The 20,929-nt window shown below is 74.6% G+C and carries 15 protein-coding genes; 6 read left to right on the forward strand and 9 right to left on the reverse strand.

What is annotated here, in order from left to right:
- Window positions 1-283: 283 nt before the first annotated feature.
- Window positions 284-5,083: a DUF3320 domain-containing protein gene (locus tag RM780_RS24990; RefSeq protein WP_311633153.1), complete on the reverse strand. Its 4,800-nt coding sequence runs from the start codon at window positions 5,081-5,083 to the stop codon at window positions 284-286.
- Between the two features lie 61 nt (window positions 5,084-5,144).
- Window positions 5,145-5,504 (reverse strand): hypothetical protein, encoded by a 360-nt coding sequence (locus RM780_RS24995; protein WP_311633154.1) that lies wholly within the window; start codon window positions 5,502-5,504, stop codon window positions 5,145-5,147.
- A 462-nt stretch (window positions 5,505-5,966) separates the two neighbouring features.
- Between RM780_RS24995 and RM780_RS25000 the strand changes: the two genes are divergently transcribed.
- On the forward strand, window positions 5,967-6,266 hold the full coding sequence (locus RM780_RS25000) for a WD40 repeat domain-containing protein (protein WP_311633155.1): 300 nt from the start codon (window positions 5,967-5,969) through the stop codon (window positions 6,264-6,266).
- A 417-nt stretch (window positions 6,267-6,683) separates the two neighbouring features.
- Here the strand turns inward: RM780_RS25000 and RM780_RS25005 are convergent, their stop codons facing one another.
- From RM780_RS25005 to RM780_RS25035, 7 genes are all read right to left on the reverse strand, one after another.
- Complete coding sequence (locus RM780_RS25005) at window positions 6,684-7,286, reverse strand: Uma2 family endonuclease (protein WP_311633156.1); 603 nt, start codon at window positions 7,284-7,286, stop codon at window positions 6,684-6,686.
- Between the two features lie 113 nt (window positions 7,287-7,399).
- A complete protein-coding gene (locus RM780_RS25010) occupies window positions 7,400-8,608 on the reverse strand; it encodes a TIGR02679 family protein (protein WP_311633157.1) in 1,209 nt (402 codons plus the stop codon).
- A complete protein-coding gene (locus RM780_RS25015; protein WP_311633158.1) occupies window positions 8,599-12,714 on the reverse strand; it encodes a TIGR02680 family protein in 4,116 nt (1,371 codons plus the stop codon). Before RM780_RS25015 ends, RM780_RS25010 begins: the two co-directional genes overlap by 10 nt.
- A complete protein-coding gene (locus RM780_RS25020) occupies window positions 12,711-13,952 on the reverse strand; it encodes a TIGR02678 family protein (protein ID WP_311633159.1) in 1,242 nt (413 codons plus the stop codon). Before RM780_RS25020 ends, RM780_RS25015 begins: the two co-directional genes overlap by 4 nt.
- The gene (locus tag RM780_RS25025) at window positions 13,949-15,523 is read right to left on the reverse strand and encodes a TIGR02677 family protein (RefSeq protein WP_311633160.1); all 1,575 of its coding nucleotides are present in this window, start codon (window positions 15,521-15,523) and stop codon (window positions 13,949-13,951) included. The genes RM780_RS25020 and RM780_RS25025 overlap by 4 nt, the downstream gene beginning before the upstream one ends.
- Before the next feature lie 110 nt (window positions 15,524-15,633).
- Complete coding sequence (locus RM780_RS25030; protein ID WP_311633161.1) at window positions 15,634-16,320, reverse strand: permease prefix domain 1-containing protein; 687 nt, start codon at window positions 16,318-16,320, stop codon at window positions 15,634-15,636.
- Window positions 16,317-16,658 (reverse strand): PadR family transcriptional regulator, encoded by a 342-nt coding sequence (locus tag RM780_RS25035; RefSeq protein ID WP_311633162.1) that lies wholly within the window; start codon window positions 16,656-16,658, stop codon window positions 16,317-16,319. The genes RM780_RS25030 and RM780_RS25035 overlap by 4 nt, the downstream gene beginning before the upstream one ends.
- An 82-nt stretch (window positions 16,659-16,740) precedes the next feature.
- Here RM780_RS25035 and RM780_RS25040 point away from each other — a divergent pair, with 82 nt between their 5' ends.
- The 5 genes from RM780_RS25040 to RM780_RS25060 all read left to right on the forward strand — a co-directional run bounded on the left by RM780_RS25040 (window position 16,741) and on the right by RM780_RS25060 (window position 20,681).
- Window positions 16,741-17,217, forward strand: coding sequence for a hypothetical protein (locus tag RM780_RS25040; protein ID WP_311633163.1), 477 nt, complete (start codon window positions 16,741-16,743; stop codon window positions 17,215-17,217).
- Window positions 17,214-17,519: a hypothetical protein gene (locus RM780_RS25045; RefSeq protein ID WP_311633164.1), complete on the forward strand. Its 306-nt coding sequence runs from the start codon at window positions 17,214-17,216 to the stop codon at window positions 17,517-17,519. Before RM780_RS25040 ends, RM780_RS25045 begins: the two co-directional genes overlap by 4 nt.
- Window positions 17,520-17,594: 75 nt before the next feature.
- Window positions 17,595-18,392 (forward strand): hypothetical protein, encoded by a 798-nt coding sequence (locus RM780_RS25050; RefSeq protein WP_311633165.1) that lies wholly within the window; start codon window positions 17,595-17,597, stop codon window positions 18,390-18,392.
- A 106-nt stretch (window positions 18,393-18,498) separates the two neighbouring features.
- A complete protein-coding gene (locus RM780_RS25055) occupies window positions 18,499-19,071 on the forward strand; it encodes a sigma-70 family RNA polymerase sigma factor (protein ID WP_311633166.1) in 573 nt (190 codons plus the stop codon).
- A gap of 158 nt (window positions 19,072-19,229) precedes the next feature.
- Window positions 19,230-20,681, forward strand: a complete 1,452-nt coding sequence (locus tag RM780_RS25060; protein WP_311633167.1) for an MFS transporter — start codon at window positions 19,230-19,232, stop codon at window positions 20,679-20,681.
- Window positions 20,682-20,929 lie beyond the last annotated feature (248 nt).

Raw genomic sequence — 20,929 nt, forward strand, 5'->3', positions numbered from 1 at the left:
TCTCAGCCGTCTTGCCGTCCGGCCTCGGCGCGTGCCGTGTCGACCGGGCAGTGACGCGTCCGAGCTACGCACGCCGATGAACCCAGCGACGGGCGCTGTGGCGCTTCTTCTCCCCCGCCGCGCCGTTCCCCGCCTCGATCAGGTCGAGGCCAGTCCATGCGCAACGACCCCGCACGGAACATCCCCCGCTCACCGAAGAGCCCGTCTCGCCTTGGACGACGCACGGAGCCCCGGCAACTACCCGCAATCTGCCGCTTCTGTGTTCGCCTGCGCGCCACCCTTCTCAGGTGGCAGTGATACGGCCAGGGTCGCCAGTCAGGGCACCCTGGGCGAACAAGGCGGCGAGATCCTGGTGGAGAGCCGCGCGGATGTCCTGGCCCAGGCGCGCCCATCCGAAGAACTCACAGGCCAGCCGCACCAGTTCGTCGCCGGAGGCCCCGGGGCACTCTGCGGCCAGCTCGCGCAGAGCCACCTGCCGTTCGACCGGTGCGATGCGGCCGACCGGACGCCTTGCCTGATCCGAGGGGCGGCGCGCGGTGACGCACACCCGGCCTGTCAGGTCCCAGAAGTCGCCCTCGCCGCTGATGCGGCCAGCCCTCTGAAGACCCTGCAGGACATGCTGGATGTTCGCGCGGATTCGGGTGCCCGCCCTCGCCAGTCCCCATAGCTCGCGGGCGCGCTGCACCAGCAGGTCCTCGTGGACGGGGCCTTCGGTCTCGATGACCCGGGGCAGCAGCCGGCGCAGTGCCGACCGGGCCTCGGGCTCGTGCAGTTCTCCGGTCGGAAGAAGCTCACCGTGCCAGACAGCGTACGGGGCGCTCCACGCCCGCACGGGCACCGTAGGCAAGGCGACCGGCACGGTGTCCGTAGGGACCGGCGGCTCCTGCGTCACCTCCACGACGTTCAGGGGCCCTTCCGCCGCCGCGCGTTCGACGGCCGTGCGCAGCCGGTCCATGGCCGCCGCCCGGCCGCGGTACCAGTCGGTGCCCCAGATCCGGTGGAGGCGCCAGCCCAGGCCGGTCAGAACCTGCTCCCGCAGGCGGTCTCGGTCGCGTGCCGCCTTCGAGGAGTGGTACATGGCCCCGTCGCACTCGACGCCGAGCACGAACGTGCCCGGCAGGTCGGCGTGCCGTACCCCGAGATCGATGCGGTAGCCCGCGACTCCGACCTGCGGCTGAACTTCGTACCCCCACTCGCGCAGTACATGGAGCACCGATTCCTCGAACGGGCTCTCCGGCTCGGCGTCCGGGTCGACCCGTACGTCCCTGGCGAGGGCGATCACGCCCTTCTGAGCGTAGTCGAGGTAACGCTTCAGCTCCCCAAGGCCCTTGTTGTCGCCCGGGTCCAGGGCGCCCGGAGCAAAGGAGGCGACGACCTCGGTGCGGTAGCGGGCCCGGGTGATGGCGACATTCAGACGACGCCAGCCTCCCTCTCGCGCCACCGGGCCGAAGGTGCGGTGGATCCGGCCCGTCTCGTCGGGCCCGTAACCAACGGAGAGAATCATCACATCCCGCTCGTCACCCTGCACGTTCTCGAGGCTCTTGACGAAGAAGCCGTCCAGCCGGTCGTCCGTGAAGTGCCGGTCGAGGTCGGGCCGGTCCTGTCGGGCCTGCTGAAGCGCGTCCTCGATTGCGGACGCCTGGGCCTGCGACAGGGCGACGACGCCGAGTGTGCGTGCGGGCCGGCTATCGAAGTGGTGGATGACCCGCCGCGCAAGGAGTTCGGCCTCGGCACGGTTGTCGCGCCGCCCTCCGCGGTCGTAGACGGCGCCGGTCGCCTGGAGGAACGCGACACCCGCGTCGTCGCCGTGGTCCCGGGCCCCGGGGAAGGTGATCAGCGAGTTCTCGTAGAAGCGCCGGTTGGAGAAGGTGATCAGGCCCTCGTGGCGGCTGCGGTAGTGCCAGCGCAGCGGCAGGACGTTGAGGGCGCCGGCCTTGCAGGCGTCGAGCAGGGACTCGAAGGCGTCGGGCACATCCGCGTCGTACTCGTCCCCGTCCTCCCCCACGGCCGAGTCGAAGAAGGACGTCGGAGGCAGCTGATTCTCGTCACCGGCGACGATCAGTGACCCTGCTCGGTAGACGCAGTTGATCGCGTCGGCGGGCCGCACCTGGGACGCCTCGTCGAAGATGACGATGTCGAATCGGTAATCGGGCGGCAGGAACTGGCTCACCGTCAGCGGGCTCATCATGAAGCACGGCTTGATGGCGCGGACAGCGTCGCGGGTGCGTCCGAGCAGTTCCCGGACCGGCATGTGCCTGCGTTTCAGCTGAGCCTGCCGTGCGATGACGCCGGCCGCGCCTCCGGCGAGGTTCCGGGGCCGGCGAGCGTTGCATTCCTCGATGACCGCCCCGGCTGCCGCCTGGACCAAGCGCTTGTCGACTTCCCGGAACTCCGCGACCAGGGCGTCCAGGTCGGAGGCACGGCTGGTGCGCAGCCGAGCGTCGGTGTCGAGGAGATCGTCGGCCCATGACTTGAGCACCGCGTACTCGACGGCGTCCGGAAATCGGTCGGCAGGCACGTGGTCCTCGACCGCGCGCGCCACGAGGTGCCCGACCCCGTGGCGGGAGAGAACGTCCATCGCGTCGCGGTAGGCCCGCCACTCTTCCGGCCCTGTGGGATCGGCCTGGAGCGCGTTGAGGACCTGCTCGGCCTGGTCGAGGGGGCCGAGCAGGTCGGGGGCCAGCTGGGGCAGCCGGGCATCGTCGAAGAGGGCGAGAAGGTGACCCGCCGCCGCGGCCCAGCGTTCGGCGCGCTGCTCGGCGATGGCGCACCAGTCCCGCAGGGCGGCGCGGGCGGCGTCGGCGAGGAGGCGGGGCAGCGGGCCGCCGTCGGCTCCGTCGGCCAGATGATCGGCCAGGGTGTCCCGGCGCTCGACCCGCTGGGACTGCCGGACGGCGCGCTCGGCGGTCGCCAGCGCGTCGTCCAGCGCCGCAAGATCTGCGGAGGTGCGGGGCGTATAACGGCCCAGCAGCGACTGGTGCGTCTGCGCGAGGCGGGCGACCTCTGCGGCCGCCTCGCGCCAGGCCACCGCCTGGTCCAGCCGGGCGGCAACCTTGCGATTCCACACCCTCTCGCGGGTGAGCCGGGCGGCGGCCTCCCGGTCGGCCTTGTACTGGTCGGAGAAGCGGGCGAACAGGCCGCGGTGCTGCTCGGCGAACCGCCGCGCCATGGCGGGCAGGTCGACGACCCCGCGTACCTCGTCGGTGAAGACATCCTCGGCAGCGGATCGGGCCGTCTCCTCGGCGGCCAGCGCCCGGCGGAATTCACCGGCCGCGATCCGCGCCCGTTCCAGCCCCTCCGGGTCGAACCAGTGGGCCGGCGGACGGTGGGGGGCGTCGATCAGGTCGGTCAGCCCCAAGAGGGCGAACATCTCGTCGGGCGTTTCGGGCTTTGCCGCCTCCCAGGCTTCGGCGAGCCGTGCGAGCTGGCCGGCCACGTCCTCGGGAAGGTCTCTGGCCCGGGGTGCCTCGGTGAGGGCGGGCAGCCCCTGCCGCAAGGCGCCTATCGTGCCTCGGATGTCGTGCAGCGTCCGGGGTGGCGCGGCGGTGGCGGCGAACGGCCGGCGCTCGACGGCCACCCGCAGCGCCGTGAGCGCGTCCGCGGCCTCCGCGAGCACGGCCGGTGCCGAGGCTCCGACGAGACCTCGCCACACGTAGGCGCTGCCCTCGACGACGGGGCGCCAGGCGCGGGAGAGCGCCTGAGTGGCGGTATGGAGTTCATGGAGACTCTCGGCGCGCAGGCCACGGACAGTGGATCGATACCCGAGGGGAAGGGTCAGACGCGGCGCCTCCCGCTGTTCCAGGCGGACCAGTCGGCCCAGGACATCGTGAAGGGTACGGTTCAACGGCTGCCGCAGCTGGTTCATTGCGGCGGCGTAGCCGGAGAGCGCCTCCCGCAGCTCGCGGGCCCGCACCAGTTCGTACGCCGCGGCGCCCGTGACGGGCCGGGTGTGGTTGAGCACCCGGTCCAGCTCGGTGGCCACCGCCTTCCTGCTCGTGTCGCCGCTGTGGAGGGCGAGCGCGAGGTCTCCGAGTCCGACCTCGCGGAGCCGGTTTCGGACGACGTCCAGGGCCGCCGCCTTCTCGCTGACGAACAGGACGCTGCGCCCCGCGTGCATGAGGGCCGCGATGATGTTGGTGATGGTCTGGCTCTTGCCGGTGCCTGGCGGCCCGTTCATCACGAACGACCGGCCGTCCAGGGCAGCCGCCACGCACCGGCGCTGGGAGGCGTCCGCGTCGAGGACCAGTGGAGCGTGTTCTGGGAGCTGTAGCTCGTCGATGCGGTCGATGTCCGGCGGCTCGAAGCCGATCAGATCGCCCGGCAGGCCGGCGTCGGGGCCGAGTGCGATGGCGCGCATCAGGGGGTGATTCAGGATGCGGTCCTCGTTCTGCAGGAGGTCCTGATACATGGCCTCTTTATGCGAGGAGAACAAACCGAGGATGGCTCGCTCCCTGACGGCCCAGCCCTCCTGCGTTGCGGCTATGCTCCGGGCCGCCGCCAGCACAGCTTCCGGTTCGGCCGGATCCGCGTCCGCGACCGGGGACCAGTCGATGCCCATGTGATCCAGCCGGACGCCCAGGGCTGGGTTGGCGACGCGGTCCTGGTCCTCGGCGGCGTGCAGCCGCAGCCGCCGGTCCCGGCCGGGGCGCAACTCCACGGGCACCAGCAACAGCGGGGCCTGGCTGGCCTCCTGGGCGTTCTCCTCCCGCCACTCCAGCATGCCGATGCCCAGCCAGAGCACCCACAGGCCGTAGTCGTTGTACATCTGCCGGGACTGCCGCGCGAGCCGTGAGAGCGAGGCATCGAGGGCGGCCTGGGTCGCCTTCTGGGTGACGATCCCAGGTCCGGGGATCTGCTTCGGCTCTGCCGCATCTGCCGCGGGTGGGGCGAGGGAAGCGAAGTCCGCCCCACGCCCCAGGGACCGCAGCAGCCCGTCGACCTGCGGCGCGGTGATCTCCAGTGTTCCGACCTTCGTGTGGCGGAAGTTGAGGAGCCGGTTGCGTCCGCCCATGTCGATCAGGGACGTGCGGTAGCCGTGCAGTGCTTTCCGAAGGCGGAGAAGGTCGGGATCAGTGGCGCTCATGGCACCTCCAGAGCGGGACGGAACAGCTGCGCGATGCGCGACAGAGCAGTATGACGCGGTGTCAGAGTGCGGCGTGGTCGATTGCGCGATTGAGCAACTCGGCGCCCGCCGGGCACGTATCGCCGATGGCCTTCAGCTCCTCGGCGCCGAGATAGCGGTAGCTCTGGGGCACCGTGAAGTGTCGACGGGTGATCCGCAACGTCCCCAGGGACACGCCGCTACTCAGCCTGAGGGCGTCCGCCAGGAAGAGCGCCGACATCGCGGGGGCCCCGGCTGCGTAACGGCCGTACTCGGCGTTCGAGATCCCCGCCCGGGATGCGACCCGCGGCCAGAGACGCTCCGGCTCGTCGGCCACCAGGGCATCGAGCCGCGCGGTTCCGATCAGCGCCTTCTCGGGTGAGGAGGCGTAGAGGACCAGCAACGAGCCGACTGGGATGGCGATCCGGCGGCGGCGGAGTTCCGCCGTCTTCGTGCCGTCGAGGATGGCAGCGCGAAACGTGGGCGGAGCGCCATCAGGACCGCGCGGACCGTCGGTTGCGTCACGCTCGGGAGTGCCCTTCCTCGTAGACCGCGCGGAACAGCTCCGGGCTGATGCGAAAGATCGTCTGCAGGCCCAATGTATGCCCTGCGGCCTCCGCGAGGTGCCGAAGCCGCGCGAGCGGTACCGGGTGGGGGAAGATCTGCGTGTCCCCCTGACTGCCATACCAAAGGAGGCGGGCCGGGGCGCGCTCACCGTGCCCCTTGGGCGCGCGGTAGTAGACGTGCTCCCGGCTCGGCCCCAACGCGTCGGGCCGGGAGAGGAGCGACAGGCGTAAGCCGAACAGCAGGTCGGCAGGGCCGGGCGTGATCGGCAGCAGGAAGGAGGGGCTGCGACGACCGCTTCGTGCGGCTGTGGGACATCACCGGCAACCGCCTTCTCGCCGAACTCGCGGGCCACACCGACCGGGTGTACGCCGTCGCCTACGGCCCCGGCGACGCCTGGCTGGCCAGCGCCTCCTGGGACGGGACCGCCATTGTCCGGCGGGACGGCGAGATCCGCCACCGCCTGCGCGGCCACACCGGCCCGGTCCTCTCCCTCGCCTTCAGCCCGAGCGGCGAACTCCTCGCCAGCGGTGGCGAGGACGGCACAGTCCGCCTCTGGACCGTCCCACCCGAAGGCCCGCCCACCCGCGCATCACCCTGATCGGCGTCCCCGGCGGCTGGGCCGCGCTGACCGCCGACGGCGGCTTCACGTACGAGGGCGACATCGCGGGCGAATTCTGGCACGTGGTCGGCATGTGCCGCTTCGAGCCCGGCGAGCTGGAGGACCACCTGCCGGGCATCCACCGCCTCGACCTGGACGCCGAGATCTGACGCCCACCGCCGGCGCCGACACGAGCCGACAAGTCGTCACAGACACCACGCTGACGTGCGAGATCAAGGGCAGCACAGAGCTATCGGTTTCGGCCGGAACGGCGACCCCACCATCCGCGACCCCGCTCAGCTCCATCAGGACACACAGACGCACTACCCGGCGCACGCCGCCGGATTTACCGCTCCCCCGGCGGGCACCTGAGGTGCGCTGGACCGCTGACTCTCTGCGCGTCGGGGGCTGGCGTCGTCAGCCGCTCGGTCGCGTGCCGTACAGGCGGAGGCCGGATGTGGGCAGATCGCCGCCGAGTTCCGTGGGCAGCGGCACCTCTTCGCCGTACTTGCCGTGGACGACGCTCTTGTACTCTCCTTCTCCGGGACGGCCGAAGAGCGACCAAGTGCCGGTACGCGGGTCCACCTGCAGGAGTCGAACGACGCCTGCGGCTGCGTACCATGCGGTCTTCTCGTTGATGCCCTTCAGGCGCTCGGTCGGAGAGATTACCTCCACGGCCAGTTCGACCGCGTCCGCGTCCAGGAGCCAGCCCTCGTCATCCTTGAACGTGCGTGGCCCGATGGTCAGGTCCGGAGTCGCGTAGTCGTCCGGGTCGTCGGGCATCGGGACGGACACGTTCTCGAACGCCTCGTACAGGCCGGAGAGCCCGGGGCGGATGGCGTCGCGCAGATCGATGATGATCCCGGCGTGCTTGCCGCTCGGGCTCGGGAACATCACGAGTGTTCCTCCGATGATCTCAACGCTCATGCCGGTGGCCTGCTCGATGCGCTCGGCGGCTTCGCGCAGGTGTCCGCGACGGACAGGAATGGGGTGATGAGCCGGGCTGCTCAAGGTGTCCACCTCTCTCGTTGCCTCGCCGGAACTCCTGCGGGTATCGCCTCGATGCTCACACGACGTGCTTCACCATACGGCAGGGGCCGCGGGCGAAGGCTTCGGAGATCGCGGGCACGGTGTCAGGGGGCCAGGTCGGACAGCAGGTCGTCCAGCACCGTCTCCTCCTCGATGCGGCGGGCGAGTTCGGTCAGGGCGGGGGCCAGAGCGGGATCCCAGGGGGAGTCGGTGGGGGTGCCGGTCAGGGGTGGGGCCAGGGGCGTGGCCGTGGCGGCGGTGCGGTAGTCGAGGGCGTTGTAGCGCCAGGGGTGCCAGGGGACGCGGCGCAGGAGGGTGGCGGCGATGCGCAGGCCGCCCCAGTCGAAGTCGCCGTGGTAGAGGAGGGTGGCTCCGCCGTCGTGGAGGGTCCGCAGGAGCGTGAGCGCGGCGGCGGAGGGCTGGCCCTGGAGGCAGACGAGGGGTGGGCAGTCGCGGCCGAACGCGTCGGCGGCGGCGGCGAGCACGGCCGGGTTTTCGCAGATGCGCACGGCAGGTGCCGGGGACGTCGGCGGGTGGCGGGTGAGCTGGCGGAGTGTCAGGACGGCGGGCTCGCCGGTGCGGGCCAGCCAGTCCAGCGCCGGCGTTCCCCTGAGTCCATGCGTGAGGACGGTGGTGGACAGGTCGTCGCGGAGGAGTCCGGCCGACGCCCACGCTTCCCGGCGCCACTCGGAACCGGCGCCGTCCGGGAAGCCGGTCAGCGCGCGGACCCCGGACAGGACGAGGGTGGCCAGCGGGGTGCCGTCGTCCAGGGCGTGAGCACTGCCGAGGGCACGGGCGGCGAAGGCGGGGAGGGAGACGGCCGGCTCGGCGGGCAGCGTACGCAGGGCGGTCACCGCGTCCCGGACGAGTTCCCGGGCCGCGTCGGGCGTGCGCGCCAGGCGGCGGATGAGGCCGTCGCGGCGCAGGCGTTCGCTCCAGGCGGCGAGGCGGGGGGCGAGCGTGTCGAGGGGAGCGTAGGCATGCTCCCAGGCGTTCGCCTCGCGGGCGCGGGTGCCGCCGAGGCGATCCACGGGCCCGGTGAGGGCGACGACTGCGGCGGCGAGGCCGTCGGGGCTGGCCCCGGAGCGGCGCAGGACATCGTCCACCGTGTCGAGCCGGACGGTGAGGGTACGGCCGGTGCCTGGGGCGCGTCCCAGCAGGCGTTCCACCGCGGCGCGTTGTGCCTCCGTGGCTCGGGACAGGGTCACGGGACCGGTGAGGGGCTCGTCCCTGGCCATCCTGCGACGGCTGCGGTCAAGCAGCCAGCTCAGCTCGGGCGTGCCGAGCAGGCGTCGCACGCGGGTCAGGTCCATAGCGGTTCCGGGGAGGGCGGGGTCTCCCGGGCCGGTGTCCGCGTGACTCCGTCCCACTCCCAGCGGGTGACGAGGACGGCGGCCAGCTCGTCCACGCGGGAGAGCTGGGCGATCGCGATGCCGGGCACCTGGGGATAGCAGGCCCATTCGCGTTCGCTGGTCATCACCACGTCGAGGTCGAAGGCGTGCAGCAGTCCGAGGCACTTGGCGCGGGAGTCGTCGTCCACGCCCGCGAACGCCTCGTCGAGCGTGACCAGGCGGGGACAGTGCGGGCTGGCCGCCGTCGCGTAGTGGGAGGACGCCGCCGCGAACAGCGGCACGGACGCGGCGAGCACCCGCTCGCCGCCGGAGGCGGGGCCGGTGGCGGGCACCCACCGGCCGTGCTGGTACCGCTCGATGCCGAACTCGTGCCAACCGCGGTAGTCGAGGGCGGCCGTCAGGTGGTCGAGCCGACTGCCGGACTCGTCCTCGCCGCGCTGCTGTTCGATCCGGGCCTGGAGGAACGCGCCGACGGCCTCCCGGTCCTGCGGGGACCAGGCGTCGATCGACTGACGCAGTCGCTCGCGGGCCGGGGCCAGGCCGCCCGGGGCCTTGCGGGAGAGGCGCCACACCAGGCGCAGCTTCATGCCGGTGGAGGTGGGGCGTTCCTCCAGTTCGCTGTTCATCGCCCGCACCTGCCGTTCGGCGGCGCCGAGCAGCTCGTGCAGGGTGCCCGCGACCTCGGTGAGCAGGTGAGTCTCCAGGATCTCGCGCTCGTGGGCGGACAGAATACGGGTCAGTTCGCCGGCCTCGGCGGCCAGGGCCTCGGTCAGCTCGGCCACGGCGCGGGTGCGCCCCTGGTAGACGACGTGCACAACCATGCCCTCCTCGGTCATGCGGGCCGAGGCGGTGTGGCCGTGGCGGGAGAGGGCGTTCTGGAGAGTGGTGAACTCCTCGCTCAGGTGCTTCTGCACGCGCTCCCAGGCGCCGTCGGAGTGGTCGGTGCCGGAGAGGTCGGCTTCGATGGCGCGTGCCAGGGCGATCGAGGGCGTCGCCGCCCACGGCTCGCCGTGCGGGTCGGGAATGGAGAGTTCGGGCAGGGCGGCGGCGAGCAGTCCGGTCGCCGCGAACCGCTGGAGAGCGGTGATGGCCTCCGCGCGGGCGGCGACCGCGTCCTCGATGTCCGTCCGGAGCCGGTCGATGAGCCCCTCGGCGCGCCCGGCGCGCCGTCCGGCGGCGCTCAGCGCGTCGCGGGCGCCCCGCAGCTCGCGGTCCGCGGCCCGCATCGCCTCGGCCGTCTCCGTGAGGCGCCGCTCCAGTTCGGCCACGGCGGCGCCGACGGTGGAGCGCAGGGTGGCGTGGCGTTCGGCGGCCGTGGTGGCGGCGCGTATGGCCCCCCCGACGCGTTCCTCCAGGGTTGCCATGCGGGTGGCCGCCTCCTCGGCCTCGGCCCGGCGCTCGGCCGCGGATCGCTCGTCGGCGTCGCGCTCCCGCAGGGCCGGCCACAGGGCCGCCAGGGTCACGGCGTAGTCGGCCAGAGCCTGGCGCACGGCGGCGAGTCCTTCACGGTCGGCGGGGAGGCCGAGGTCGGCGGCGGTCTCGGCGAGTCCGGCGGCGGCTTCGGCGGCCTTCTCGGCGGCTTGGGCCAGTTCGGCGGCGCGCTCATCCCGTCGGCTGCGGGCCCGGTGGGCGGCGTCCGCGGCGGCGGCGGCGAGCGCGTGGGCGTGCCGGAGCCCGGCGTCGTCGGGGAGGGCCGCCAGCTCGGCGTCGAGGGCGCGGCGGCGTTCCCCGATGAACGCCTGTTCCGCCGCGAGATGCTCCCGCTCGGCCTCGGCGGCGGCGATGTCCTCGCGGAGGGCGGTCATGCGGGCGCGGCGGGCCTCCTCGCGGGCGCCCTCGCCGACGTACTCGGCGGCGGGCTTGGCCCAGCTTCCGGTGAGGGCGCCGATCCGGAAGCGACCGTCGGCGGCGACCCAGGTGCCGGTGGCTTCGCCGGCTCCCAGGCCGATGGTGGCCAGCAGGCGCCCCACGGCCGCCTCGCCGACCGCGGCGGACCGGGGATCCCCGTGGTCCACGGCGGGGCACAGCGCGTCGGCCAGCGAGGGCCTGGCGGCGGGCCCGGTACGGTCGGGCACCAGCAGGATGTCGTGCCCCCCGGGGTCGAGGGCGGTGGCCAGCGCGGTGCCGTCGGGGGACACCCAGGCGTCCAGCAGCCCCGACGCCTCCAGGGCGGCCTCCAGAGCGGCCCGGTCGGCGCCGGGGACGTGGCCACGGAAGTCGACCAGTCGCCACAGCGGTGCGCCGGGCCGCCGGTCCCGCGCACCGGGCGTGCGGGTGTACGGGGTCTGCGGGCCGGACTGACCGCCCGACTCCAGGGCGGCGAGGCTCCGCCGCGCCACGTCGGTCCGCTCCCGAAGCTCCTCCTGGCGTCGCGCCAGCACGGCCAGACGGTCGGCGAGAACGGCACCGGCGGCGCGGTGCGCCTCGGACGCCGCGGCCAGGGCCGGGTTCGGCCCGTTCAGGTGCGTCACCCAGTCCTGGAGCCGGTCCAGCAGCCCGGCCGGGTCGGCGGGCCGCAGTTCGGCGCAGCCGGCCAGGTGGTCGCGCACCTGCTCCAGCAGCCGGGTGCCCGCGTCCGAGGCGGCCTGTTCCGCTTCCGCCTGCCGCTGGGCGGTGTGGGTGACCTCGGCCTCCGCCTCGTCCAGACGTCGGCCGGCGGCCTGCCGCTCGGCGGCCGACCGCTCGGCGCGCCCGGCCAACTCCTCCACGTGGCCGACAGCGCGGCGGCCGCGTTCCAGGATGTCCTCCGCCCGGCCTCGAAGCGCGGCCTCGGTTGTGCCTTCCGCGGAGGGCACCCGGTCCGCGGAGGTCTCCCCCCCGGGCAGCAGCTCGCCGCTCAGGCGGGCGGCCCGCGCCGCCCGCCGTTCGCCGGACAGGGCGTCCGCCAGCCGCAGCCGGGCATCCGCCAGGCGTTGCTCCGCCCGGCCGGCGCGCTCCCCGGCCCGCGCGTACAGGCGTGCCGCCTCGTCCCGGTCGCCCTCGGCGCGGCGCCGCTCCTGCGCGGTGCGGTCTGCCTCGGCCGCCGCCCTTTCCAGCTCCCGAGCGCTGCGCATCTCCGGTCCCTCGCGCAGCGCGTCGTCCTGCGCCCGCAGCCGCGCAACCCGGTCGTCGAGGGCCGTGATCCCCTCCTCTGCCGCCGTCCGGTCCTGGTCGGCCTCGCGCTGTGCGGCCTGGGCCTGGGCCAGGTCGCGTTGCAGCTGCTCGTACCGGGCGTGCCGGCTGCGCGGCAGCCGGGCGCGGCGGCGGGCGGCGATCCGGGCGTAGCGGCGGTAGTGATCCAGGAAGCGGGAGGCCGCCCGCTGGGCCTCCGTCGCCTCGCGCAGCTGGTCCTTTTCCTCGTCCAGCGAGCGGAAGGCTTCCGCCACGTCGGCGATCACCGCCTGGTCCATCGGCGGCAGCGCCTCCGTCAGGGCCCGCGACAGCGCCGCCTCGCTCGGCCGTTTGGACAGCTGTGGCTGGCGCAGCTGGATCAGCAGGTCCACCAGGGCCTGGTACCGCGTCTCGCCGAGACCGAACAGCGCCTCGTCCACGGCTCTGCGGTAGGCCCTGGCCTGGTCGTAGACACGGCCACGACCGGCGACGGCGTCGGAGAGCCGGTCGCGGGAGAGCGCGGTGCCGGTGGCGTCGAGCAGGTTGAGATCCTCGCCGATGCGCTGGTCGGTGACGGCGAACCAGTGGCGGGCGATGCCGCGGCCGGCGACCGCCTTCAGGCCGCAGGCCAGCGTGCGGCAGTGGGACCGGCCGGTCGCCGGGTCCAGGCGTCCGAACTCGATCCAGGCGTAGCCCAGCCGTTCGGGGTGCGGGTGCTCGCCGCCGAGGAGCAGGTTCCACTCCATGCGCTTGCCCGGGTCTCCGTCGGGCTCCACGCGGCGGGCGGACAGGTCGCCGTCCAGGAGGAAAGGCAGGGTGAGCGCGAGCACCTTGGACTTCCCGGTGCCGTTGTTGCCGCGCAGCAGCAGCCGGCCGTCGCGGAACCAGAACTCTTCGACGTCGTAGTAGAAGAGGTCGACGAGCCCGATGCGCAGCGGCCGCCAGCGGCCGGGTGCGGGGGCGGGGAGGGCGGTCACCGTTGCTCCTGCCGTTCCTGCGCGTGCGTCTCTTTGACGTGCGTCGTCGCCGTGCGGACGACCGGCTCGCCGACCGCGTAGCGGGCCAGGGCCGGGCGGGGGGCGACTCCGTCCGGCGTGAGGGACACCAGTTTCAGGGCCGCGAGCCTGGTCACCGCCTGCTCCACCAGCTCCGGCTCGCTGCCGGGCTCCTTCGCCGCCCTCGACCAGAACGCGCCGTGCTCGGCGGCCAGTTCGCGCACCCGGCGCCGCAGCACCGCCCGGCTGACGGGCCCGCCGGCGGCGGCGAGGTGCTCGGCGAGCAGCAGGGTGACGTGGCCGCGGGTGCCCTGCTCCGGCATCCGCACATCGGTGAGGTCGTCGTGGGGGTCGACCATGGCGATGCCCTCCGCGCGCACCTCGGGCACGAGCCCGGTCAGTTCGGTGATGCGCGCGAGGATGAAGCCGCGCTGCCGCGTCAGGTAGGCGAGCTCGGGGCCGGTCATCTCGTCGTAGTAGAGCACCGGGTCGTCCAGCAGGCGGCGCGTGACGCTCCACCGGATGGCGCGCGAGCGCATCTCGTCGCTGTCGAGGGCCGTCTCGGCGGTCAGCTCGGCGAGGCGTTCGGCGAAGCCTTCGGCGTCGATCAGCGACGGGCCGTGGCGGGCGGCCAGCAGCCCGGCGAGGACACGTCGCTCCACGTCGTAGAGGGCGTCGCCGGCCCCGCCGACGTAGGCGTCCTCGTCGCCGGCAACGCGACGCAGCACGCCGAGGTGCAGCAACAGGCGGACCACGGCGGCCAGATCGAGGCGCTCGTCGCGGCGTTCCAGGGTGAACGCGATCCCGGCGGCAGCCAGGTGGGGGTCGGCCGCGTCGAGCACCACCTGTTCGGCGAGCCGTCCGAGCGCCGTCTGCGTCTCGCCGCGTTCGAGGGCGGCGAGCGCCAGGCAGAACAGGACGTAGCGGCGGCGGGTGAACGGCACGGCCGCGCGGGTCGCCTCGCGCGCCGGGTGGGTGGGGTCGTCGTGCGTACCCGGCGCTTTGCGCAGCCGCGCAGCCTCGGCGTCGACGTGCAGCTGCCACCCGGTGTTGCGGTCGAACCACTCACGCAGCTCGGCCGCGTGCCTCCGCACTAGGCGGAACTCGTCGGCGTGCCGGCCGCCTGCCCGCAGCAGGGGCTCCTTCAGGAGGACACGCCCGGCCCGCTGAAGGTCGGCGGCGTGACGTCCGGCCGACGCGTCGGAAGCGGGGGCGGTCACCTGGCGTCCTCCCCGCCGCGTACCCCGCCGCCGTGAGCGAGGTCGATGATCTCGACGCGGTGATCCGGCCCGCGGAAGGTGCCGACCGGGGTGCGGATCTCTGCAGTGGCGTCGCCGGCCAGAGCGGTGAGGCGGATCTCCATGGAGCCGTCGTTGCTAGTCGCAACCGTTCGCGTCGTGCCGGGCCGCCAGGTCGCCAGCGCGTCGCCGAGCAGGTGGAGGAACAGGCCGAAGGCGAGGGGGTCCAGCTCCCCCAGCTCGGAGAGCCTGCGCTCGCCGCCCGTGGCCAGGCGAGTGCGGGCCGCGGCGATCTCCTCGGCCTGTTTGACGGCGATCTCGGCGAGCCGCCGCTTGGCCTGGGACCGGTCCTCGACCCTGCGGGGCCGACCGCGCCGCTCGTAGCTGCCGGTCCGCCGCAACTGCGGGCTGATCCGCAGCGGCTCGGCCTCGTCCCAGGGGGTGGCGGCGGCGACGGGCCGGGCCGCCCGTTCCGCCAGTGTGTCCGCGTCGATGGTGAGATGGCGGGCGGGGTACAGGCCGAAGGCCGCGCGCCACAGCAGATGCCGCGCGTCGTCGTCCGGGGCTTCGGCGAACCAGCGGGCGAGAGCCCGGAAGTCCGCCGACCGGTCCGAACGGCGGGCGCGCCGCTCGTTCAGCGACCTGACGACCGCGAGAAGCTGCCGGATGCCCCCCAGAGCCCGGCCGCGCAGCAGCCGCGCCTGCGCCGGGCGGCCGTCCTCGGACACGAACCAGGCTGCGAGGCCGGACCAGCGCCCGGACCAGCGCTGGAGGGCCGTGGCCGCGGCGTCCTCGGCTTCGTCGGGCGCAGCGTCGGCGGACTCGCGGGCCGCGGCCATCCGCAGCAGGGGCGCGATGCGGTCGCCGTCCTCCAGCTCGGCTATCAGCTGGGCGATCCGGCCGCCGAGGGTGATCAGGTCCTGGATGAACCGCTCCAGGTACTGGATCAGCCGGTCCTTGTAGGCAAGGAACGCCTCGACCTCGATGTCCTGCATGTCGATGGTGCGTTGCAGGGAGCCCATGAACGCCCGCGCGTTCTCCGCCAGGGCGGCGAACCGGCTGGCCAGCGCATCGAGCGCGAGGTGGGCCTTGGCCGGGTCGGGGTCGTCCTCGGCCGCGAGGACCAGGAGGGCGCGCAGCTGGGTGACGATGTCGTGCAGGGCCACGGCCTGGAGGGCGCCACGGCGGCCGAGCGCGTGGTCGTAGGCGGCCAGCGCCTCCTCGGCGGCCTCTCCAGCCTGCGTGAGCTGGTAGATGAAGCGCTTGCGGTAGAAGTCCTCGACGGCCGTGACGCGGGCGGTGTCGGGATCGGCCCGGAGGTTTCCCCAGCCGACGAGGCTGTCGAGGGCCCTGGTCACCGCCTCCAGTTCCGCCGGACGCTGCCCCGGCGGCAGCGCACCGTACACGTCCTCGGGCCGCAGGTGCACGGCGAACCGCTCCTTGGCGGCCAGGAACGCGGCCATCACCTGACGGTAGAAGGCGGCGCCAGGCACGGTGAGGTGGGCGAACGGGCTGTACCCGCCGTGTCCGGGCTCGGGCGATGGGGCCTTCATCGCCTCACATTGTCCCCCATGCGTGACACCGCCGGGGCACCGTCTGCGATGCGAGCAGCCGAGGGCGTCGGGCTGACCCCGCGCAGCAAAGCCCCCTGTGCCCGGCCCGTTCAGACGGTGCCGACCGGGGCCGCGCGGTGCGCGCAGCGGCGGCAGGTGCGGGCTGCGGTGGCGATGGTGGCGTGGGAGAACGCGGACAGGGTGGTGGCCAGGGCGAGGAGGGGGGCGTTCGCGGCCAGGAGGGTGGCCAGGACCAGCAGGATCGTGGCGGCGGCCATCGCGGCGCCGGCCGTGGTGGCGGTCCAGGCGACGGCCAGGGGCAGGCGGTGGGGGACGGGGAGGCGGCGGGCGAGGGTGCCGGTGGCGGCGAGGGCGGCGGCGGCCAGGAGGGCGGCGAGGCCGGCCACGCCGGAGAGCTGGAGGGCCAGGGTCCGCGCGAGGCGTGGCAGGAGCCAGTCGGTGCCGGTGCCGGCCGAGCCGGTGAGGTACCAGCAGGCGAGGAGGAAGGGCGCGGTGAGGGCGATGACCCGGGCGGTGTGCCGGGCCTGGGCGATCGTCAGCTCGCGCTGGCAGCTGGGGATCAGCTCCCGCGGGGTGCCGAATTCGCGCACGGCCCGGTCGGCGGCGCGCTCCGTGGTCAGGCCCGCGTCGGCGTAGGCGGCGACGGTGTCGCTCAGGCCGTCGCGGATCTCCGCGAGCAGCCGGGACTTGGCGCGCCGCGGGCCGATCAGGGCGGCGTCCAGGGCCGCGACGTACTCCTCGACGGGCTCGGCCGGCGGGGCGGGGGCGGCCCTCATGAGGCGGGCCGGGGCGGCGGGGAGGGGTTGAGCACCGAGCCGATGACGGCCGTGAACTCCTGCCAGGCCGTGCGCTCCTGCGCCAGGGCCGCGCGGCCGGCGTCGGTCAGCGCGTAGCAGCGGCGGCGGCGCTCGCCGACGGCCTCCCAGCTACTGCTGAGCAGGCCGAGGCGCTCCAGCCGGTTCAGCGCCGGGTAGATCGTGCCCGTGCGCAGGTCGAGCGCGCCGCCGCTGCGCCGCTGCACGGCGGCGATGATCGCGTACCCGTGCAGCGGGGCCGGCTCCAGCACCGCGAGCAGCAGCCCGTCCAGGTGTCCTCGCACCGCGTCCGCTCTCATAGGTAGGCAGCCTACCTACTCGGGCCGTAGGCGTGCTATCTATTGGCAGCCAACATATGGGGAACGGCCCGAGGAGCCCGCCATGACCAAGTTCCTGCTGTCCGTGCACGTGCTGGCCGCGATCCTGGTGGTCGGGCCGATCGCGGTCGCCGCCTCGCTCTTCCCCCGCTACGCGCGGGAGGGGGGCGGCGACGGCCCCGACCCGGGCGGGCGGGACGCCGGGGTGGCGGTGCTGCTGCACCGGATCTGCCGCGGCTACGCGGTCGTCGGGGTCTCCGTGCCCGTCTTCGGGCTGGCCACAGGCGCGCAGCTCGGGGTGCTGACCGACGCCTGGCTCATAGCGTCGATGATCCTGACCGCGCTGGCCGCGGGCGTTCTCGCGCTGGCCATCCTGCCGCGCCAGCGCGTGCTGCTCGCCTCCTCCCGGAACGGCGCGGACGCGGCCGAGCGGCGGTCCGTCGCGGCCCGGCTCGCGATGCTCACCGGGATCTTCAACCTGCTGTGGGCGGTCGTGGTCGTGCTGATGATCATCCGCCCCGGCTCCACGACGGGGGCGTGAACGCCGTGGGTGCCCCGCGCGCGCTGCGTGCGGCGGCGGCCGCCGAGGCCGTCTCGCTCGCCGTCCTGCTGGCCAACCTCCTGACCGTGCACGCCGGTTGGGTGTCCTCCCTGACCGGCCCGGTGCACGGCACCGCCTACCTCGCCACCATCGCCCTGGCCTGGCCCGCGGCGGCCGGGCCGTCCGCGGCGGCGGTCCGCCTGCGGGCGTTCGTGCCCGGCGTGGGCGGCCTGCTCGCGCTCCGGCGGCTGGAGGGGCGTTCCGCGGCCGGGGCGCGGGGCAGTGGGGAGAGCGGCGGGTAAACAGGTCCCGCTCCGCCGGTCGCGTCCCTTTCGTCGTCGTCCGCTGTCGGACCGGCGTGCGACCATGGCGGAGTCATGGAGCTGGGGATCCTGGCACGAGGGACGCGGGCCGCAGCCTTCGCCGGCGTCTGCGTGTGGCTGTCCGCGGTGGGGCACGCCCTGATGTCGGGCGTGCCGGTGCCGAGTTGGTGTCTGGCGCCGGCGGCGGTGTGCGTGGCGGCGGCAGTGTGGCCGTTCACGGGACGCGAGCGGCGGGCGGTGCCGGTGACGGCCGCGGCGGTGGCCGTTCAGGGGCTGCTGCACGTGCTGTTCGCGCTGGCGCAGTCGGCGGCCGGGCCGGGTGGCTCGCCGCCCGGGCACGGGGGGCACTTCGGGCTCCCCTCGGGCGCCGGGGGGAACGCCCCACACGCGGGCCACCGCGCGGACCCCTCCGGCGGGGGCGGGCACGCGGAGCACCTGGCCGCCGGGCCCCCCACGCACCACGGACCCCACCAGCATCACGAGCACGACGGTCCCCTCGACCCCTTCGGCCTGCTGTCCGCCGCCGACCTCGGCCCGGGCGGCGACCTCGGCATGACCGCCGCCCACCTCCTCCTCGCGCTGGGCGGCGGCGCGTGGCTGTCCTGCGGCGAGCGGGCGGCCTTCCGCCTGTTACGCGCCCTGCGCGCCTGGCTGGCACGGCCGTTGACGCTCCCCCGCGCCGGCGCCTGCGCCCCTCCCCGGCCCGCGCACCCCCTCCCGCCCGGCCCGGCGCCCCTCCCGCGCAGGCCGCGGCTGGCCCACGTCATCGTCACCCGCGGCCCGCCCCCGCGGCCGGTCCCGCACGACATCGCTCACGGCTTCACCCCGCTCGCCGGGAGCCGCCTCCGCTGACCAGGCTCACGCAGCCGCGGTCGGCCGCGCCGTCATGACCGCGCGCCGCCGGCCGGCAGGCCGCTCCCGCCGACGCGAGACAGCGACACCACCACGGGAGCAGACCATGGGATCCGACGTGCCGGAGAAGACCGATGACACCACCATTACCGACTGGGCCCTGGCGGGCGGCGAGGGCGATCACCGGGCGACGGAGCGCTTCATCCTCGCCACGCAGCTCGACGTCCGCCGCTACATCACCTATCTGAGCGCCGACAGCCAGGCGGCGGACGACCTCGTGCAGGACACCTACCTGCGGGCGTTGCGCAGCCTGCCGCGCTTCGAGGGCCGGGCGCCGGCGCGGGTGTGGCTGCTGACGATCGCGCGCCGTGTGGTCGCCGACCAGATCCGCGCCAAGGCCGCGGCCCCGCCGATCGACGGCGGCGAGGACTGGGAGACGGCCGCCGAGCACAGCCAGCCCCGGCACCAGCCGGGGTTCGAGGAGGGGGTGGCCCTCTCGGAGCTGCTGAACGCCCTCTCCCCCGACCGCCGGGACGCCTTCGTGCTCACGCAGTTGCTCGGGCTGCCCTACGCGGAGGCCGCCGCCGTGGTGGGCCGCCCCGTGGGAACCCTGCGCTCGCGGGTGGCGCGGGCGCGCGAGGACCTCATCGCCTCGCTGGACAGGGCAGGCAGGCCCTGAGCCCCGGGGACGCGGACGGGCACGCGCCCGCCGCGTCCCCCGCCCCGTGCGGCCCACGGTTCGAACAAAAACCAGATTCCCCGGGAACCAACTCCCGCTCGCGCCCGACTCCTGGAGCACGCGAGGGGACTGACCTACCGGGGGATCAGGGGAATCGGATGGTGGAGAGCCGCAGCACACACGATCAGTGGGCCCTCGTCGCGGTCGCGGGGATGCTCTCGTTCATCGCCATGCTCGACATGAGCATCATCAACGTGGCCGTCGCCGACATCGGCGAGGATTTCGGCACCTCGGACGGCGTGGCCCAGTGGGCCGTCCTGGGCTACCAGGTGCCGGTCGTCGCCCTCCTGCTCCCGGCCGGGCGCTGGCTGGACCGCGCGCCCTTCCGCTCCGTGCTGCTCGGCTCGGTCGCCGGGTTCGTCCTGTGCGGCCTGGCCGCCGCCGCGGCGCCGCACGCCGCCGCGCTCATCGCGGCCCGCGCGGCCCAGGGCACGTGCGCCGCCGTGCTGTTCGTGCTGATGCCGGTGCTGGCCATCCAGTCCGTGCGCCCCGAGGTGCGCGGGCGCGCGATGAGCGTGCCCGCCACGCTCGGGCCGCTGGGCGCCGTCTGCGGGCCCATGGCGGGCGGCGTCCTGCTGGACCAGTTCGGCTGGCGGGCCGTGCTGCTGGTGAAGCTGCCGGTGTGCGTGGCGGCCTGGCTGATCGTCCGCGCCGCGATGCCGCGCGCCGGGCGGCCCGCCGCGCCCGGCGGCCGGGCCTTCGCGGACGCCGGCCTGGTGGGCGGCGCGGTCACGCTCGTGCTGCTGGCCCTCACCCTCGCCGTGAACGCCCCCGCCTGGCTGCTGCTCGCCCTCCCCGCGCTGCCGCTGCTGGTGCTCTGGGCGCGGGGGCCCGGCGGCCGCCCGGTCCGCGCGGTGCTGGCAACGCCCGGCAGCGCGGCGGTGAACGGGGCGGTCCTCGCGCTCGGAGTGGCGTTCGCGGCCGTGCACTTCGTGGTGGCGCTCCACCTCCAGCGCGGCGAGGAGGTCAGCGCATCGGCCACCGGCCTGACGCTGCTGGCGTTCCCGCTGGGCATGGCCCTGGCCGGGCCGGCGGGCGGGCGGCTCGCGGACCGGTTCGGGCCGCGCCCGGTCGCGGTCACCGGCGCGTGCCTGGTGGCGGCCGGCTACCTGCCGCTGGCGCTGCTGGGCGACTGGTCGCTGGCGCAGGTCGCCTGGCCGCTGGCCGTGGCGGGGGTGGGCATGGGGCTGTACGGGGGGCCGACGCAGTTCCTGGCCATGGCGGCGATGCCGCCGACCCTGATCGCCTCGGCCGGGGCCACGATCCAGCTCGCCCGCAGCCTCGGCTTCGCGCTCGGGCCCGCGCTGGCCACGGCGATCGGCGGCCAGGGCGGCGCCTCCGACGACACGGGGGCGCGGGCCGCCCTGACCGTCGCGGCCGTCATCGGCTGCGCGGCCGTTCCGCTGCTGGCCCGGCGCCCCGGGGCGGCCTCGGAGGCCGGCGCCTCCCGGGAGGGTGTCTCCCCGGCCGGCCCGTCGGAGGCCGGGGGCGGCGCGCCCGGCGTGCCGTCCGGGGTCGCGCCGGAGGGCAGCCGGGACCCGGCGCCCTGAACCGCGGGCGGGGCCGGTCCGGGCGCGGGGGCGCGCGAACGGCCGGGGACGCGCCGCGCGTTGGCGCCCGCCCGCCCTGCCGAACGCCCCTCCTGACGCCCCGCGCCCCCGCGCGCCGCCGGGGCGCACGCCCCCGCCCACACCCGATCCGCGCCCCGGCGCACGCGGACCCCCGACCGACGACCCGGACCGACTTCCGACCACCTCCGACCACCTCCGACCACCTCCGACCGCCCCCCACCGCCCCC

The organism is Streptomyces boetiae, from assembly GCF_031845405.1.
Taxonomy (GTDB): domain Bacteria; phylum Actinomycetota; class Actinomycetes; order Streptomycetales; family Streptomycetaceae; genus Streptomyces; species Streptomyces boetiae.

What these genes read in the sequence shown, in the direction of transcription:
- RM780_RS25050 (WP_311633165.1), top strand. Translation starts at nt 17,595, where the DNA reads ATGGAGCTGGGGATCCTGGCACGAGGGACGCGGGCCGCAGCCTTCGCC.
- RM780_RS25060 (WP_311633167.1), top strand. Translation starts at nt 19,230, where the DNA reads ATGGTGGAGAGCCGCAGCACACACGATCAGTGGGCCCTCGTCGCGGTC.
- RM780_RS25030 (WP_311633161.1), bottom strand. Translation starts at nt 16,320, where the DNA reads ATGAGGGCCGCCCCCGCCCCGCCGGCCGAGCCCGTCGAGGAGTACGTC.
- RM780_RS25035 (WP_311633162.1), bottom strand. Translation starts at nt 16,658, where the DNA reads ATGAGAGCGGACGCGGTGCGAGGACACCTGGACGGGCTGCTGCTCGCG.
- RM780_RS25010 (WP_311633157.1), bottom strand. Translation starts at nt 8,608, where the DNA reads ATGGACCTGACCCGCGTGCGACGCCTGCTCGGCACGCCCGAGCTGAGC.
- RM780_RS25040 (WP_311633163.1), top strand. Translation starts at nt 16,741, where the DNA reads ATGACCAAGTTCCTGCTGTCCGTGCACGTGCTGGCCGCGATCCTGGTG.
- RM780_RS24990 (WP_311633153.1), bottom strand. Translation starts at nt 5,083, where the DNA reads ATGAGCGCCACTGATCCCGACCTTCTCCGCCTTCGGAAAGCACTGCAC.
- RM780_RS25025 (WP_311633160.1), bottom strand. Translation starts at nt 15,523, where the DNA reads ATGAAGGCCCCATCGCCCGAGCCCGGACACGGCGGGTACAGCCCGTTC.
- RM780_RS25055 (WP_311633166.1), top strand. Translation starts at nt 18,499, where the DNA reads ATGGGATCCGACGTGCCGGAGAAGACCGATGACACCACCATTACCGAC.